The organism is Nocardia sp. NPDC005366, from assembly GCF_040606855.1.
Lineage (GTDB): Bacteria > Actinomycetota > Actinomycetes > Mycobacteriales > Mycobacteriaceae > Nocardia.
Genome location: NZ_JBEXFQ010000068.1, coordinates 1 through 16,013, shown reverse-complemented (window position 1 = coordinate 16,013; position 16,013 = coordinate 1). Strand labels below are relative to the sequence as shown.

The 16,013-nt window shown below is 69.0% G+C and carries 14 protein-coding genes; 2 read left to right on the top strand and 12 right to left on the bottom strand.

Annotated elements, in window-relative coordinates:
* Positions 1-109: 109 nt before the first annotated feature.
* Positions 110-1,069: a bifunctional riboflavin kinase/FAD synthetase gene (locus tag ABZS43_RS35840; protein WP_355040453.1), complete on the bottom strand. Its 960-nt coding sequence runs from the start codon at positions 1,067-1,069 to the stop codon at positions 110-112.
* 315 nt (positions 1,070-1,384) lie between these two features.
* Between ABZS43_RS35840 and ABZS43_RS35835 the strand changes: the two genes are divergently transcribed.
* Complete coding sequence (locus ABZS43_RS35835; protein ID WP_355040455.1) at positions 1,385-2,053, top strand: metal-dependent transcriptional regulator; 669 nt, start codon at positions 1,385-1,387, stop codon at positions 2,051-2,053.
* 73 nt (positions 2,054-2,126) lie between these two features.
* Here the strand turns inward: ABZS43_RS35835 and ABZS43_RS35830 are convergent, their stop codons facing one another.
* The 6 genes from ABZS43_RS35830 to ABZS43_RS35805 form a co-directional block, all read right to left on the bottom strand.
* The gene (locus ABZS43_RS35830) at positions 2,127-2,549 is read right to left on the bottom strand and encodes an EF-hand domain-containing protein (protein ID WP_355040452.1); all 423 of its coding nucleotides are present in this window, start codon (positions 2,547-2,549) and stop codon (positions 2,127-2,129) included.
* 34 nt (positions 2,550-2,583) lie between these two features.
* Entirely contained in the window at positions 2,584-3,510 is a 927-nt protein-coding gene (gene truB / locus ABZS43_RS35825; protein ID WP_355040451.1) for a tRNA pseudouridine(55) synthase TruB, read from the bottom strand.
* On the bottom strand, positions 3,510-4,178 hold the full coding sequence (gene npt / locus ABZS43_RS35820; RefSeq protein WP_355040450.1) for a 4'-phosphopantetheinyl transferase Npt: 669 nt from the start codon (positions 4,176-4,178) through the stop codon (positions 3,510-3,512). Before npt ends, truB begins: the two co-directional genes overlap by 1 nt.
* 112 nt (positions 4,179-4,290) lie before the next feature.
* Positions 4,291-5,247 (bottom strand): metallophosphoesterase, encoded by a 957-nt coding sequence (locus ABZS43_RS35815; protein WP_355040454.1) that lies wholly within the window; start codon positions 5,245-5,247, stop codon positions 4,291-4,293.
* Positions 5,248-5,413: 166 nt separating this feature from the next.
* Positions 5,414-7,603, bottom strand: coding sequence for an Ig-like domain repeat protein (locus tag ABZS43_RS35810; protein ID WP_355040449.1), 2,190 nt, complete (start codon positions 7,601-7,603; stop codon positions 5,414-5,416).
* A 7-nt stretch (positions 7,604-7,610) separates the two neighbouring features.
* Positions 7,611-9,293, bottom strand: a complete 1,683-nt coding sequence (locus tag ABZS43_RS35805; protein WP_355040448.1) for an Hsp70 family protein — start codon at positions 9,291-9,293, stop codon at positions 7,611-7,613.
* A 104-nt stretch (positions 9,294-9,397) separates the two neighbouring features.
* Here ABZS43_RS35805 and grpE point away from each other — a divergent pair, with 104 nt between their 5' ends.
* Complete coding sequence (grpE, locus tag ABZS43_RS35800; protein ID WP_355040447.1) at positions 9,398-10,045, top strand: nucleotide exchange factor GrpE; 648 nt, start codon at positions 9,398-9,400, stop codon at positions 10,043-10,045.
* Positions 10,046-10,084: 39 nt separating this feature from the next.
* Here the strand turns inward: grpE and ABZS43_RS35795 are convergent, their stop codons facing one another.
* The 5 genes from ABZS43_RS35795 to infB all read right to left on the bottom strand — a co-directional run.
* The gene (locus tag ABZS43_RS35795; protein WP_355040446.1) at positions 10,085-11,425 is read right to left on the bottom strand and encodes an MATE family efflux transporter; all 1,341 of its coding nucleotides are present in this window, start codon (positions 11,423-11,425) and stop codon (positions 10,085-10,087) included.
* Complete coding sequence (locus tag ABZS43_RS35790; protein WP_355040445.1) at positions 11,412-12,413, bottom strand: bifunctional oligoribonuclease/PAP phosphatase NrnA; 1,002 nt, start codon at positions 12,411-12,413, stop codon at positions 11,412-11,414. Before ABZS43_RS35790 ends, ABZS43_RS35795 begins: the two co-directional genes overlap by 14 nt.
* 30 nt (positions 12,414-12,443) lie before the next feature.
* Positions 12,444-12,890 (bottom strand): 30S ribosome-binding factor RbfA, encoded by a 447-nt coding sequence (rbfA, locus tag ABZS43_RS35785; protein WP_355040444.1) that lies wholly within the window; start codon positions 12,888-12,890, stop codon positions 12,444-12,446.
* A gap of 35 nt (positions 12,891-12,925) precedes the next feature.
* A complete protein-coding gene (locus ABZS43_RS35780) occupies positions 12,926-13,216 on the bottom strand; it encodes a DUF503 domain-containing protein (RefSeq protein WP_355040443.1) in 291 nt (96 codons plus the stop codon).
* 140 nt (positions 13,217-13,356) lie between these two features.
* The coding region (gene infB / locus ABZS43_RS35775; RefSeq protein ID WP_355040442.1) for a translation initiation factor IF-2 at positions 13,357-16,013 on the bottom strand (2,657 nt) is incomplete at its 5' end.

Genomic DNA, 16,013 nt, shown 5'->3' with positions numbered 1-16,013 from the left:
CGAGTGGTCGAGACTTGCGCCTTCGGCGCATGCGCTTCGACCACTCGGACGCGAGACAAAGGGGGCCGCGAACCCGCGGCCCCCGGGCCGCCGAATCACAGCCCGCCAACTACACGGCCAGTACCTTGCGGGCGTTCTGGACGTCGCGGCCCATCGCCTCGATGAGTTCGTCCATGGAGTCGAATTTGCGCATTCCGCGAAGGTGTTCGACGAAATCCACCGCGACGTGCTGGCCGTAGAGGTCGGCTTCGCCGTCGAGAACATATGCCTCGACGGTGCGCGCCCGACCGGAGAAGGTGGGATTGGTGCCCACCGAGATGGCGGCCATCGCCCGTTCTCCCGGTGTGACGGTGCCGATGGTCGGTCCGGGCCCGAGCACGGTGAACCATCCCGCGTACACCCCGTCCGCCGGGATCGCGGCGTGCATGGGCGGCGCCACGTTGGCGGTGGGGAATCCGAGCAGGCGCCCGCGACCGTCGCCGTGCACGACGACGCCTTCGACGCGGTGCGCGCGGCCGAGCGCCTCGGCGGCGGCGGCCATATCGCCCGCGTCGACGCAGGCCCGAATGTAGGTGGAGGAGAAGGTGACCGCGTGTTCGCCGACCAGTTTCACGCCGTCGACCTCGAATCCGAAGCGCTCACCGAGTTCCCGCATCGTCTCCACGGTGCCGGTGGCCTTCTTCCCGAAGGTGAAGTTGTCGCCGACCACGATCTCGGCCACGTGCAGCCGTTCGACCAGCAGGTCGTGGACGTAGCGGGCGGGGGTCAGCTTCATGAATTCGTGGGTGAAGGGCATCACGCAGAACACGTCGACGCCGAGTTCTTCCGCGAGTTCGGCCCGCCGGGTGAGGGTGGTCAGTTGCGCGGGATGTGAACCGGGCCGCACCACCTCCATGGGGTGCGGATCGAAGGTCATCAGCACCGCGGGCACTCCGCGCGCGGCCGCGGACTTCACCGCGCGGCTGATCAACTGCGCGTGGCCGCGATGTACCCCGTCGAATACGCCGATCGTGAGCACACACCGGCCCCAGTCCGCGGGCACGTCGTCGAGACTTCGCCATCTCTGCACAGTGCGCAGCCTAATAGACACCGCGCGACGCGGTCCGACCGAAGCCCACGCCGTGCCGTGTGCGCCGGGGCGACCGCCTGCGCGGATCGGGATGCGAACGACATTCGGGCGTACGGGATGTCACAGAACGTTCCCGCGCCCGTTCCCGGCCGGTGAACCGGGGTTCGCTTCGGCGGGCAGCGGGAGCGTCGCAGTGTGTGAAACCGCTCTTCTGTGCATAAGCTCGAATATGTGCCTGGTAAACGAGACATCGCCACTCGACGCGAGCTGACGGACAGCTCCGCGCGGGACGAACCCGTCGACGGCACCGCGACGGTGGCCAAGGAGCTGACTTCGGTCGCCCAGGACTATTTGAAGGTGATCTGGACCGCCCAGGAGTGGTCGCAGGAGAAGGTGTCGACGAAGCTGCTGGCCGAACGGATCGGCGTTTCGGCGTCCACCGTCTCCGAGGCCGTGCGCAAACTCGCCGATCAGGGCTTGGTGGAACACGCCCGCTACGGCTCGATCACGCTGACCGAACAGGGCAGACTCGCCGCGGTCGCGATGGTGCGCAGGCACCGGCTGCTGGAGACCTTCCTCGTGAACGAACTCGGTTACCGCTGGGACGAGGTGCACGACGAGGCCGAAGTGCTCGAGCACGCGGTCTCGGACCTGCTGATGGCCAGGATCGATGCCAAACTCGGCTACCCGGACCGTGACCCGCACGGCGACCCCATACCGTCGGCCAACGGCGCCGTCCCGACTCCACCCGCCCAGCAGCTCAGCGATTTCCGGGCGGGCGAGTCCGGTCGTGTCGCGCGTATCTCCGATTCCGACCCCGACATGCTGCGCTATTTCGATTCGGTCGGCATCGCCCTCGACACCGCCATCTCCGTGGTTGAACGCCGGGATTTCGCCGGCACCATCGCGATTCGCATCGGTGGCGCCGAAACCCCGACCGATCTCGGCAGGCCCGCCGCCGAGGCCATCTGGCTGACGGACTGAACGGCGGCCCTCACCTGTCCGGGCCGGGACCCGCGGCGATCGGGCAGCTCGCGGAGCGCGCCGCGGGAAGCGCTCAGCGCGAGAGGAAATCGAGCAGAGCGCGGAATTCGGCGCGCGAGAGGTAGCCGTCCCCGTCGCGGTCGGCGGCGGCGAGCAGCGCGGCGGCGGGTTCGTCGATCAATCCGGCTCCCACGTGGCGGATCAGGGATTCGAGTTCGGCCACGGAGATCTTGCCGTCGCCGTTGACGTCGAATACCTCGAACGCGGCGTCGGCGTCGGTGACCTCGATGCGGCCGCCGACCACGGCGGTGTCGAATTCGGCGCGGGAGACCAGGTAGTCGCCGTTGGTGTCGGCGGCGGCGACCATGCGCTCGACCGCGTCGACGTCGACCTCACGGCCGAGCGATCTGATTCCGGAGATGATGTCGTCGACCGAGACGAGCCCGTCGCGGTCGCGATCCCACAGTTCGAAGGTGTCGAGGGGTTGTTCACTCATTGCCGCTACTTCCATTTCCGAGTCCGCGACGCCCTCAGTCGACGAGCCCGCGCGGGCGGACCACCATGACAGAGGAGGCGCGTTTCCCCTTCTCCTCGAGCAACGCGATGGCGGTGCCGTCTTCGGTGATGGCCGCGTGGATGCCCTTGACGCCGATCGGTTCCAGCCAGCGCCCGTCGCGCAGCGAGTCGGCCTCGGTGGCGGAGATCGCGCGGTGCGGGAAGGCGGTACGGATGGCGTCATCGATGCCGAGGCTCAGCAGTGGGGCGCCGGATTCGGCGGCGAGCGCCAGTTCGTCCAGGGTGCGGGCGTGTTCGAGGGTGAACGGGCCGACCCGCGTGCGTCGCAGCGCGGTCAGGTGCCCGCCGACGCCGAGAGCGGCGCCGAGGTCGCGGGCGAGCGCGCGGACATAGGTGCCGGAGGAGCATTCGACGCTGACGTCGAGATCGACGAATCCGTCTTCGACATCGCGGCGGGCCAGGATGTCGAAGCGGGAGACGGTGACCGGCCGGGCGGCCAGTTGCACGTCCTCGCCCGCGCGGTGGCGCGCGTAGGCGCGTTCGCCGTTCACCTTGATGGCGCTGACGGTGGCGGGCACCTGCTCGATATCACCGGTGAGTTCGGCAGTGCGCGCGGCGATCTCGTCGTCGCCGAGATGTGACGCGGGGGTGATGGCGAGTACCTCGCCCTCGGCGTCGTCGGTGGTCGTCGCCTGGCCGAGCCGGATGGTCGCGGTGTATGCCTTGGTCGTGAGGGTCAGCAGGCCGAGCAGTTTGGTCGCGCGCTCCACCCCGAGCACGAGTACCCCGGTCGCCATCGGGTCGAGAGTGCCCGCGTGCCCGATCTTCTTGGTATGCAACAGCCTTCGGGATTTGGCGACGACATCGTGGCTGGTCCAGCCGCCGTCCTTGTCGATGATCAGCAATCCGCCGAGAATATCGCGCGCGGCCTGTTGTGCCATCAGTCGTGCACGATCGCGGTCAGGATCAGCCCGTCGCCGATCACCCATCGCCCATCGAACGAGGTCAACGGCACACCGCCGTCGGTGGCCTGGCCCGGTATCAGCAATTCGCTGTGGAATGTGCCCGCGCCCGCACCGTCGGACAGTTCGTCGACGGTGAACGTGATGTGCGCGTCCTCGAAACCGAGCCAGCGCAATGTCAGCGGGAACCACGCTTTGTAGGTGGCCTCCTTGGCGCAGAACAGCAGCCGATCCAGGTGCAGCCCGGTCGAGGTCGCGCGCAGCCACTCTCGCTCCGGCGGCAAACTCACCGAATCCAGTACGCCCTCGGGGAGCGCGCCGTGCGGTTCGGCGTCGATGCCGACCGAGCGGAATCGCAGTTTGTGCGCCAGCGCGGCTGCCCGGTATCCGTCGCAGTGAGTCAGACTGCCCACCACCCCGCGCGGCCACAGCGGCATACCCCGCTCGCCCTTGCCGATCGCCACCGCCGGTTCACCCAGTTGCGTCAGCGCTTGTCGCGCGCAATGCCTGGCGCCGATGAAATCGCGACGGCGTTTGTCCACCGACTTGGCGATGAGATGTTCCTCCGCAGGATGCGGTTTCAGATCCTCCGGATACGCCAACAGTTCGGCCGAGGCGACCCCGTTGGGCAGAATGTTCTCGATCATCGACCACGAGCCTAATGGAGTGGCGGCATCGGGCGTCGCGCCGTGCGCCCATCGAAGATCGCCGACCACGGGTGCGGCCGTCGCGGTCGGGTGACCTCGGACGGCGTGTGCGTCATATACCGCGACGGCGCTGCGCTCGCTCCCGCATCTGCGAGGCCGCGGCCTCCATCTCCGGCGTCACCTTGAAATGGCCGCCCCACGCGTTCAGCGAACCCGGCGGATAGGCGGGCGTCGGCAGAATCTGGCGCAGCAGCCGATCGGGCAGACCGCGACGTTGCCACTCGCGCGGATAGCCGAGGGACACCTCCTCGAAGCGGACGCCGTCGTAGTGGGCGGTGCGCGGGATATGCAGGTGGCCGTAGACCGAGCACACCACGTTGTAACTGGTGTGCCAGTCGGCGGTCATGGTGGTGCCGCACCACAGGGCGAACTCCGGATACCACAGCACATCGGTGGGCTGGCGGATCAGCGGGAAGTGGTTGATCAAGACCACCGGCGTGTCCTTCGGCAACGCGTCCAGTTTGCGCTGGGTCGCCTGCACGCGAGCGTGGCACCAGGCGTCGCGGGTCAGATACGGATCCGGCGACAGCAGGAACTCGTCGGTCGCGACCACATTGCGCTCCCGCGCGATCGCCAGACCCTGTGTCTTCGTGGTGGCGCCCTCCGGGAGGAACGAGTAGTCGTAGAGCAGGAACATCGGCACCAACGTCACCGGCTCGCCGAATTCCTCAGCGCCCGCGCCCGACCACACCGGAAACGGATCCTCGGGGGTCACCACATCCAGATCACGGCACATCGCCACCAGGTAGTCGTAGCGCGCGGCCCCGTGCATCTGCACCGGATCCTTCGGCGTCGTCCACAGCTCGTGGTTGCCAGGCACCCAGATGACCTTCGCGAAGCGGCTGCGCAACAACTCGAGCGCCCACCGGACATCCTCTGCCTTCTCGGCCACGTCCCCGGCGACGATCAGCCAATCCTCCGGCGAATCCGCGTGTATCTGCTCGACGACCGGCCGATTCCCCTGGTGGCCGACGTGCACGTCGCTCACCGCCATCAACTTGGGTATCACCACACCCACCCTCTCACATCCCTGTCCACCGGGCTCCTCGGCACACGCCGAGACCGCGTCCTCGCTGTGCGGCATGCGCGCGGATAGGTCGCTGCCTCGACCCACGGGCCGGTAACCGGCTTCGGCGTGCTGTGCGTCGCGCGGATCGGTTGTCCCGGCACCCGGGTCAGCCGGTCAGGTGGATTCGGGCGGTTGGCGCGAATCCCGCCGCGACGGTGAGAGATCCATTGGATTCGCGGCGGCAGGAGGCGACGGCGATATGGCACGGTCGCGGCAGATCCGGTGGGATCCTCACGCCGCCGTCTATCTCGTAGCGCATATTGGTGAGCTTCCATGCGCGTGCCAGCGGGTCGTCCGGGGTGGCCGGGGGTGCGTCGGAGCGGGCGACGACGAACACTTCGGTGACACCGACGGGCCAGGTGAACACCAGCAGACCGCCGCGGTCGGCGAGCCCGTCGACCGTGGGGATTCCGCTGGGATTCGGCTCGTCCGCCGGATCGGTCTGCGCCCGCGAGACACCGGTCCGCACCTGCGGCACACCGGACCCGGTCGCGGACGGCTCGGCCGGTGGCGCGTCGGAGCGGACTATCTCGGAGTAGCGTCCGGCGACCGCCGCGGCGACCGCGTACACCGGCGGTGTACCGGTGGGCGGCACCCCGCCGTCTTCCAGTTCGGTGCCGCGAGTGCGGCCGACGACGCGCCAGGAGCCGTCCGGTTGCAGGCGGGTCACCCGATAATCGGCATCCGCGGCGGGTGACGGCGCCCAGGTGACCTGCACGGAACCATTGCGCGTCCGGGTCACCCGGACACTGCTCGGTGGTTCGACCGGGGTGGCGGCGAGCGCTTCGGCCGCGCCGAGGTGGTCCGCGCAGATATCCCGAGCGGCGAGCAGTCCACGGGTGCGGTCGGCGGCGGGGCCGGAGCCCGCGGCGGCGACGAGCCGGTCCGCCTCGGCGATGGCCTGCCTGGCCTCGGCCAGCAATTCGTCGAGTCCGGCGGTCTGCCCGGTCGGCGGCGGCATGTCGGAGGCGGTGCGCCGCAGATGTTCCAGATGTTCGACCGCCTCGACATACCGTTTGGCCGCCCGCGACGAGGTGACATTGCGCCAGCGCGCGGCCGCCTCGGCGAGTACCCGCTCGACCTCGTCGGCGACCGACCGAATGGGTGTGGCGCCGGTTCCGTTGTCGAGTTGACGCGCCTGAGCCACCTGCCTGGCCGCTTCCTGGGGACGCCCGCCGCGCAGTGCCGCGCGGGCCGCCTTGAGCGGCTCCTCCCAGCGGCGGCCGGCCGATTGCGTCGAGCCGGTCCGCGAATCCACCGGCGGGGCATGGGATGTCGTGCCCGCTGAGGTCTCGGGCCGGGGCGGTACGGCGGGCGCGGTCTCGATGCGCGCCCCGAGTTGGGTCGCGAGGTCGGTGAGCACCCGGACGGCCTCGGCGCGATCGAGTCCGAGTTCGACGGCCTCCTCGAGCAGGAATCGGTAATCCTCGCCGACCAACTGGTCTTCGACGAGTACCGCGGCACGGACCTTCGGGCGGAGTTCGGCGGTGACGTCCTCGATGATCGAGCGGACGTATGCCCTGACCTCGGGTCCGCCGCCTTCGAGCAGATCCTGGACGTGCACAAGCAGTTCGTCGAGGACGACGCGGACCCGCCCCGGCGCCAACTCCCGCGAACGGGCGCGCAACGCCTCGGCGCGCAGCCTGATCTCTTCGGTGTGCGTGGCACGAGTGGGGTCGAGCCCCAGCAGGGCGAAGAGGGTGGGAGCGGGCTGCCCTTCGAGCAACCGATCCCATTCGCTGAGCAATTGCCGGATCTGCTTGCGCCGCTGCTCGGTCAGTGTCGTATTCGCCGGGGCCCCGACCTGCGACTGATCGGACAGGATCTTGTGCCTGCGCAGTCGCGCCGCGACCTCGGCCGCGCCGAGCCCGCCCATCGCGCCGATCTCCTCGAGACCGGCGACCTTACCCGCGGGCACGCCGCCGTGGCGCTGCACCAACCGCGATATCGCGATATCGAGCATCTCGTACCGTTCGGCGTCGCGCTGTTCGCGCAGCTGCCGCACCCGCATCGCCTCGGCTCGACGGGAACCGGCGCTCAGCAGTAGTTCGCAGCGCCGGGCGTGATCGTCCACCAGCAGTCCGACCAGCACCCGGTATTTCGGGTGATCGCGCTGGCGTTGCCAGAAACCCCACACCTCCTCGACGCGTGCGACGACCTCGGCATCGCTCAGCGTCTCGGCTTCATCGAGCGGAATGTCGTAGAGCTCGAACGGATCCGACTGGTCGACCCCGCCGCGACGCTCGACCGCGGCGAGTACCCGTTTGCGGTAGTCGTTGGAGTTGAAGGCATCCATGGCGCTGCTAACCGGTGCGGCGGCGGGTGCGCTGGACCTGCTCGAGTTCCCGCGCCACATCTGCCTGGGACAGGGTGGCTCCGGTTTGCGCCGACAAGGTCAGCGGCATATTCGCGTCCACGTGGTGGGCCGTCACGTGCAGGACTCCATCGAAACCCATCTCGAAGGTGACCCGCACCTCGCTGCCCGCGGGATATCCGGGCGGGATTCCGCGAATGCGGCCTTCGACGAGAACTTTCGTATCCTCCGGCCGCACCGATGCCGCTTGGCCCTGCTGCTCGACGATGGTCAGTTCGATCTGATCCTGGTCCTCGCGCACGGTGCCGAACGAGCGCCGCACCCGCACCGGCAAGGTCTGGTTGCGATGCACCAGCCACGCCGCGGCGAGTCCGTACTGGCTGTCGAGGGCGAGGACGCCGAAACCGCGCGACACCACGGTGTCGACTTGGATCTCCACCATCCGCCGGACGAGGGCGACCGGCTGCGCGAAGGATGCGGCCACCCGCGCGATGGACTGCTCCAGATCCGCGGGCGCGGCTTCCCGCAGGGGCGAACCGTCCCGTAACCGTCCGCGGGTCACCAGATCGGCGATGATCAGCCGCTCCATCTCGAGTTTCTCGCCATAGAGGGCGGCGCCGCGCGCCACCGACAGATCGGGATCGCGCAATTCGCCGTGGAGATCGAGTTCTTTGCGCAGTTCGCGCTCCACCATCGGCATCCGTGAGGAACCACCGACGAGAAGCAGTCGATCGACCGAGGTGACACCGCGCTTCGCCGCCGCGGCGAGACAATCGCGAGTGAGGTCGATGGTGCGTCGCATCAGCGAGGCCGTCATCGATTCCACGTCGTCGCGGGTCAGCGAGACGACCGCGCGGGCGCCGTCGTGCGCGATCACCACATCGGTGCGCTCGACCTCGCTCAATTCGCGTTTCGCCTGTTCCGCGGCGAGCACCAGCATCTGCGAACCCGCCGAATCGTCCAGCGGATCCTCGGCGTCCGGGTTCGCGGCGCAGAACTGCTGGGACAGATACAGCGCGATACGCTCGTCCCAGTCCGCGCCGCCGAGTTGGTGATCGCCTTCGACCGACAGCACCGAGATCCGCCGGTCGGCCAATTCGATGACGGTGGCGTCGAAGGTGCCGCCGCCCAGGTCGTAGACCAGTACGGTCTCGCGCGCCCCCGGCTTGCCGACGTCCACGCTGCCGTCGAGCCTGCCGAATCCGTAGGACAGCGCCGCCGCGATCGGCTCGGAGAGCACGCCCGCGACGTCGAAGCCCGCGTAGGTACCGGCCTGGATGGTCGCGCGACGTTCTTCGTCACCGAAATAGGCGGGCACCGTGATGACCGCCCGGCGCACCGGCTCGCCACCGCTGAATTCGACGTCGGCGGCAAGACTTTTCAGGATGAGCGCCGATACCGCGGGCGCCGACCAGGTCGCACCGTGCGCCGCGAACCGCCAGTCCGCATCGCCCATCCGGCGCTTCACCAGCGCGCAGACGTGTTCGGGGTCCAGCCGGGCCTGTCGTCGCGCGCCTTCGCCGACCAGATGGTCGTAGGCGGAGGCGAACAACACCACCGACGGAACCGTCGGTTCGCCGTTGATTCCGACCATGACTTCCGGGCGACCGTCGGCGTCTATCCGTGCGATGGCCGAATTCGTTGTGCCCAGGTCGATCCCGTAGACCCCCATGGCAGGCGATGGTAGCAGCCCGTCCGATACCGGCCCAGTCCACCGAGCGGCGAATCCGGCTGACGCGCAAACCAATAGATCCCGGCACGGGTTATCGTGCGATGATGACCGAACCCGTCGCGCCCGCCACCGGACTCGACCCCGTCGCATCGCGTCCCGGTGACGCACCTCGGCCCGGCGCGCGCACCCCCGAAGAATTCGATGCCGCCAGTGACACCGCATCCGGGGAAGCGGCGAACGAACACGGCGGCGCCGCACAAACGAGCGACACCCGCGCGGACGCCGCGGCGGCGCACAGCGAGATCATCGAACGGATCGACGACCTCACCCGCGTGGTCGCCCGCCAGGCCGCCACCATCGAACGCCTCGCCGACGATGCGAAAGCCCGCGCGCAACGCGAACGACACGGCGCCGACCTCCCCCTGGTCATCGAACTCTTCGCCCTGCTCGGCGACACCACCGCCTGCGCGGGCACCGCCGAGACCCCGCGCGAACGCGCGGCCTTCGAAGCCGTGGCCGCCCGTATCGAACGGCTGCTGACCGGCCGCGGCGGCATCCTCGTCGCACCCGGCGTGGGCGATGCCTTCGATGCGCTCACGATGGAGGCCGCCGACGTCGTCCGCACCGACGTCCCCGACGCGGACCGCACCGTGGCGTCCCTGATCCAGCCCGGTCTCAGCATTCCCGGCCGCTCGGTTCGACCGGCGCGCGTCGTGGTGCGGCAGTACCGGAAATCGGAGGGTCAGCGGTAGTACGGCCGCCGCATGGTCCGACGGCCGCGGGTGGTCCGGTTACGTGATCCCCGCTGGCACTTCGGAACCCACCCGCACCCACCGACCCGACAGCGCCCGCCACACCACCGCAGACATCCTCAGCACCATGAAAGCGACCAGACCGGACCAGATTCCGGCGATACCCCACTCGAAGACCAGCGACAGCCAGATCGCGGGCAGGAAGCCGAGCAGTGCGCAGCCGAGGGTCGCCGTGCGCAGGAAGGCGGCGTCGCCCGCGCCGAGCAGAACCCCGTCGAGCGCGAAGACGATACCGGCGACCGGGATGATGCCGACGAAGAACCACCACGCGACCTGCGTGCGATCCAATACCGCCGGATCATCGGTGAACAGTGCGGGGATCACGCTGAATCCCGCGGCGAAACAGGCCGCCAGCGCCACGGAGAACAGTTCCGACCACAGCGTGATCCGGCGGGCGAGCGCACGCGCGCCGTGCGCGTTACCCGCACCGAGAGCGGCCCCGACCAGCGTCTGCGCGGCGATCGCCAGGGAATCCAATGTCATCGCGAGGAAGTTCCACAGCTGCAATACCAACTGGTGCGCCGCCACCGAGGCGGCGCCGAATCGCGAGGCGACGGCAGCCGCCGAGACGAAACATGCCTGGAAAGCCAGACTGCGGACGATCAGATCCCGGCCGAGAACCACCTGCGCGCGGATCACCGGCCAGTGCGGTGTCAGCGAAACGCGTTCCCGCACCAGGGCGTACAGGAACAGCGCGGCGGTCACCGATTGACCGGCCACATTCGCCACCGCGGAACCGGGCAGCGCCATCCGTGGCGCGCCCAGCAGTCCGTGTACAAGCACCGGACACAGCACCGCGGACACCGCCAGCCCGGCAACGACATAGACGAGCGGTCGCCGGGTTTCCTGGACCCCGCGCAACCATCCGTTACCGGCCATCGAAATCAAGATCAGGGGAACCCCGAACAGCGCGATCCGCGCCCACCCCAACGCCTCGGCCGCGATATCGCCGCCACCCGATATGGCGTTCGTCAGGGGCACCGCGGCGACCTGCACGACCGTGACGATCGCCGCGCCGATCGCCACCGCGATCCACGTCGCCTGCACCCCTTCGGCCACCGCACCGCGCTCGTCACCGGCGCCGTGGCGTCGCGCGGAACGCGCCGTGGTGCCGTAGGACAGGAAGGTCAGCTGCGAACTGACCTGCGCCAGAATCAGACCCCCGACCGCCAGCCCGGCCAATGCCAACGCCCCGAGCCGCCCGACCACCGCCATATCGAACAGCAGATAGATCGGTTCGGCGACCAGAACGCCCAGGGTCGGCAGTGCCAGTCCGAGGACGCGGCCTGGGCCGGCGGCACTGTGCTCAGCCGAGCGCATGCAACAGGGCCGCGACGACATCTTCGGCACGGCCGTGCGTGGTGTACCCCGCCGCGAACCGATGGCCGCCGCCGCCGAGCGCGGTGGCGATCTCCGCCACGTCGACGCCGTCGTGTGCGCCGGGCACGCTGTCGCGTGACCGTAACGAGACCGTCCACCTGTCCTCGACCGCGCGGGATTGTTTGAACACCGCCGCCACCCCCGCTTCGGCGGTGGTACGCACGATATCGATGACGCTCTCGATCTCCTCCGAACGCAGTCCCGCCACATCTTCGCGGCGCACGAGGGCGTAGACCACCCCGATGCCGTCACGCGCCGCGGGTTCCAAACGGGCCGTGCCGAGTACCCGCGACAGCATAGGCAACCAGCCGAACGGATGGGTGTCCATCAATGTCCGCGTGATCTCGGCGCCGTCGATTCCGGTGCTCAGCAACCGTTCCGCCAGTTCATGGGTGCCGGGCCGGACCCACCGGAACGACCCGGTGTCGGTGACGAGTCCGGCGTAGAGGCAGTGCGCCACGTCGCGATCGATGGGCTCACCCCACACGTCGAAGAGTCGGGCAAGCACACTCGTCGTCGATTCCGCGCTCACGTCGACCAGGTTGATCGTGCCGAACCCGGTGTTGGAGCGATGATGGTCGACCACCACCGTGGTCGTCGCGCCGCCCAAGCGATCGGCGAGCGCGCCGAGCCGCCCGGCGCTTCCGCAATCCACCGCGACGAGTACGTCCACTTCGCGCGGAACCTCGGCGGGCGCGACCAGATGCCGCACGCCGGGCAACGATCGCATGGACACCGGCAGTTCGGCGGGCTCGGCGAAGGACACCCATACGGGCACCCCGCGCCGATGCAGTACCAACGCCAATGCCAGCCCACTACCGACGGTATCGGCATCGGGCTCCACGTGACAGACGACGGTCACCGATCGGGCGGCCGTGAGTACCTGAACGGCAGCATCGAAATCGACCGGATCACCACTGGTTGTCATTCGTGCCGCAGTCTCTTGGTCTCGTACTGTTCAGGACTCGTCGTCGTCGCGCGCGACCTTGTACGGATCGGCCTCGCCCGCGTGGGTCGCGTTCGCCGCGGCCTTCGCCACCTCGTCGTCGGATGCCCTGGCGCGAGCCAGCAGTTCTTCCATCTCACGCGCGACGTCGGGCACCTTGTCCAGGACGAACGCCAGCGTCGGGGTGAATTTCACGCCGGTGCCCGCGCCGACCTTGGAGCGCAGCACGCCCTTGGCCTTCTCCAGACCGGCCGCCGCGGCGGCGTAATCGGGTTCGATGTCGAGGGTCTCCCCCATCACCGTGTAGTACACCGTCGCCTCGCGCAGATCACCGGTGACCTTCGCGTCGGTGACCGTCACGAAACGCAGCCGCGGATCCTTGATCTCGTATTCGATCGCGGTCGCCACGATCGAGGAAATCCGCTTGGCGAGTCGGCGTGCCCTGGCTTGATCCACCATGGCCGTTTCCTCCTCACTCTCAAACTATGAAAAGTTCAGTCCTCGGGTCCGAAGATCCGACGGCGCACTGCCAGCAACTGTAACTCCGGACGCGCCGCCACGTGGCGTTCGCATTTGTCGAGAACCTCGGTCAGATGCCCCATTCCCGGGCTGACCATGGCTATTCCCAGCAACGCGCGGCGATGTAGATCGTGTTCCCCGCCTTCGGCCGCACTCACCCCGAAACGCTGTAATTCCGCCAACACCGGCCGGATCACCGAACGCTTCTCCTTGAGCGAATGCACGTCGCCGAGCAGAAGGTCGAACTCGAGTGCACCCAGGTACACGCACACCTCTTCAGTATCGAATCGCGATGGGAGCTCGCACCGGCTAGCGCCGCCGAGGCTCGGCGCGCCCCCCGTGCGCCGAACGTGATCCGATCGCCGCGCCCGCCCAGCGGGGAGCGGCGCGGCGATCGTCGCGTCGATCAGTCGCGCGGCTTCTCGCGCAACTCGTACGCCTCGATGACGTCGCCTTCCTTGATGTCGTTGTAGGTCAACGTCATACCGCATTCGAAGCCCTCGCGGACCTCGGGGGCGTCGTCCTTCTCCCGCTTCAGCGACGAGATCGTCACCGTCTCGGCGACCACCACATTGTCGCGAAGCAGACGCGCCTTGGCGTTGCGCTTCACGCTGCCCGAGGTGACCATGCAACCGGCGATATTGCCGATCTTCGACGAACGGAAGATCGCCCTGATCTCGGCGCGACCCAGCTCGACCTCTTCGTAGATCGGCTTGAGCATGCCCTTGAGGGCCTTCTCGATCTCATCGATGGCCTGGTAGATCACCGAGTAGTACCGGATGTCCACGCCTTCGCGGTTGGCCAGCTCGGTCGCCTTGCCCTCGGCCCTGACGTTGAACCCGATGATGATCGCGTTCGACGCCGACGCCAGGTTGACGTTGGTCTCGGTGACGCCACCGACACCGCGGTCGATGACCCGCAGACGCACCTCGTCGTCGATCTCGATACCCATGAGGGCCTCTTCGAGGGCCTCGACGGTACCGGAGTTGTCACCCTTGAGGATCAGGTTGAGCTCCGAAGTCTCCTTCAGCGCGGCATCCAGATCTTCCAGGCTGATCCGCTTGCGGCTACGCGCGGCCAGGGCATTGCGCTTACGCGCATTGCGCCGGTCGGCGATCTGGCGAGCGATCCGGTCCTCGTCGACGACGAGGAGGTTGTCACCGGCGCCGGGCACCGACGTGAAGCCGATGACCTGAACCGGACGCGACGGCAGCGCCGCGACGACATCGTCACCGTGCTCGTCGACCATGCGGCGCACGCGACCGTAGGCGTCGCCCGCCACGATCGAGTCGCCGACGCGCAGCGTTCCGCGCTGCACCAGCACGGTGGCCACCGGACCACGGCCGCGGTCGAGATGCGCCTCGATGGCGACACCCTGGGCGTCCATATCCGGGTTGGCCCGCAGGTCGAGTGCGGCGTCCGCGGTCAGCAGCACCGCCTCGAGCAGCTGCTCGATATTGGTGCCCTGCTTGGCGGAGATGTCGACGAACATGGTGTCGCCACCGTATTCCTCGGCAACCAGGTTGTATTCGGTCAGCTGCTGCCGGATCTTGTCCGGGTTCGCGCCTTCCTTGTCGATCTTGTTGACCGCCACCACGATCGGCACGTCGGCCGCCTGCGCGTGGTTGATCGCCTCCACCGTCTGCGGCATGACGCCGTCGTCGGCCGCGACGACCAGGATCGCGATATCGGTGGCCTTCGCGCCGCGGGCACGCATGGCGGTGAACGCCTCGTGACCCGGGGTGTCGATGAAGGTGATGAGGCGGTCGTTCTCGCCCAGATGGGTCAGCACCTGGTAGGCGCCGATGTGCTGGGTGATGCCACCGGCCTCGCCCTCACGGACGTTGGCCTTACGGATCGTGTCGAGCAGTCGGGTCTTGCCGTGGTCGACGTGACCCATGACGGTGACCACCGGCGGACGCTGTTCGAGGTCCTCTTCGCCGCCCGCGTCCTCGCCGTAGGTGAGGTCGAACGATTCCAGCAGCTCGCGGTCCTCGTCCTCGGGGCTGACCACGTGCACGACGTAGTTCATCTCGCTGCCGAGCAGCTCGAGGGTCTCGTCGTTCACCGACTGGGTCGCGGTGACCATCTCGCCGAGGTTGAACAGGGCCTGTACCAAGGCGGCCGGGTTCGCGTCGATCTTCTCCGCGAAATCCGACAGCGAGGCGCCACGGGCGAGACGGATGATCTCACCGTTGCCGCGCGGCAGCCGGACGCCGCCGATGGAGGGCGCTTGCATGCTTTCGTATTCGGCGCGCTTCGCCCGCTTCGACTTACGGCCACGACGCGGGGCGCCACCGGGGCGACCGAACGCACCGGCCGCACCGCCACGGCCACCGGGACCACCGGGACGACCACCGCCGCCACCGGGACGACCACGGAAACCGCCTGCCGCGGGAGCACCCGCACCGGCACCGGCACCGGGCGCACCCGTGCCGCCACCGCCACCGCGGTAGCCACCGCCACCGCCGCCACCGGGACGACCGGCGCCACCACCGGCGCCGCCGCCGGGACGACCCGGACGACCCGCACCGGCGCCGCCGGGAGCGGGACGCGCCGAACGCTGCGGCATGGCACCGGGATTCGGACGCGGGGGCATCGAACCGGGGCTCGGACGCGGCCCACCGGGACGCGAACCGCCACCCTGGGCAGCGGCCGGACGCGGACCACCCTGACCGGGCGCGGGACGCTGACCGCCCTGCGCGGGGCCGGGACGGGGACCGCCCTGCGCCGGACCCGGACGCGGACCGCCCTGGCCGGGGGCCGGACGGGGCGCGCGCTCACGGTCGGGCGCGGGCGCCGACGAATAGGGATTGTTGCCGACCCGAGGGGTTTTGGGGCCGGGCTTGGGACCACCGGGACGCGGACCACTCTGCGCGGGAGCGCCGGGGCGCTGCTGCTGCTGGCTGGGACGCGGACCACCCGGAGTCGGGCGCGGACCCGACGAAGCGGGAGCGGGAGCGGCCTTGGCCGCGGGCGCCTGCTGGGCGGGAGCCGGGGGCGGGGTCGCCGGGCCCGGCTTGACGGCCGGTCCCGGACGAACGGCTTCGCTGGGGCGGGTGG

What these genes read in the sequence shown, in the direction of transcription:
- rbfA (WP_355040444.1), bottom strand. Translation starts at nt 12,890, where the DNA reads ATGGTGGATCAAGCCAGGGCACGCCGACTCGCCAAGCGGATTTCCTCG.
- npt (WP_355040450.1), bottom strand. Translation starts at nt 4,178, where the DNA reads ATGATCGAGAACATTCTGCCCAACGGGGTCGCCTCGGCCGAACTGTTG.
- ABZS43_RS35790 (WP_355040445.1), bottom strand. Translation starts at nt 12,413, where the DNA reads ATGACAACCAGTGGTGATCCGGTCGATTTCGATGCTGCCGTTCAGGTA.
- truB (WP_355040451.1), bottom strand. Translation starts at nt 3,510, where the DNA reads ATGGCACAACAGGCCGCGCGCGATATTCTCGGCGGATTGCTGATCATC.
- ABZS43_RS35810 (WP_355040449.1), bottom strand. Translation starts at nt 7,603, where the DNA reads ATGGATGCCTTCAACTCCAACGACTACCGCAAACGGGTACTCGCCGCG.
- ABZS43_RS35805 (WP_355040448.1), bottom strand. Translation starts at nt 9,293, where the DNA reads ATGGGGGTCTACGGGATCGACCTGGGCACAACGAATTCGGCCATCGCA.
- ABZS43_RS35830 (WP_355040452.1), bottom strand. Translation starts at nt 2,549, where the DNA reads ATGAGTGAACAACCCCTCGACACCTTCGAACTGTGGGATCGCGACCGC.
- grpE (WP_355040447.1), top strand. Translation starts at nt 9,398, where the DNA reads ATGACCGAACCCGTCGCGCCCGCCACCGGACTCGACCCCGTCGCATCG.
- ABZS43_RS35795 (WP_355040446.1), bottom strand. Translation starts at nt 11,425, where the DNA reads ATGCGCTCGGCTGAGCACAGTGCCGCCGGCCCAGGCCGCGTCCTCGGA.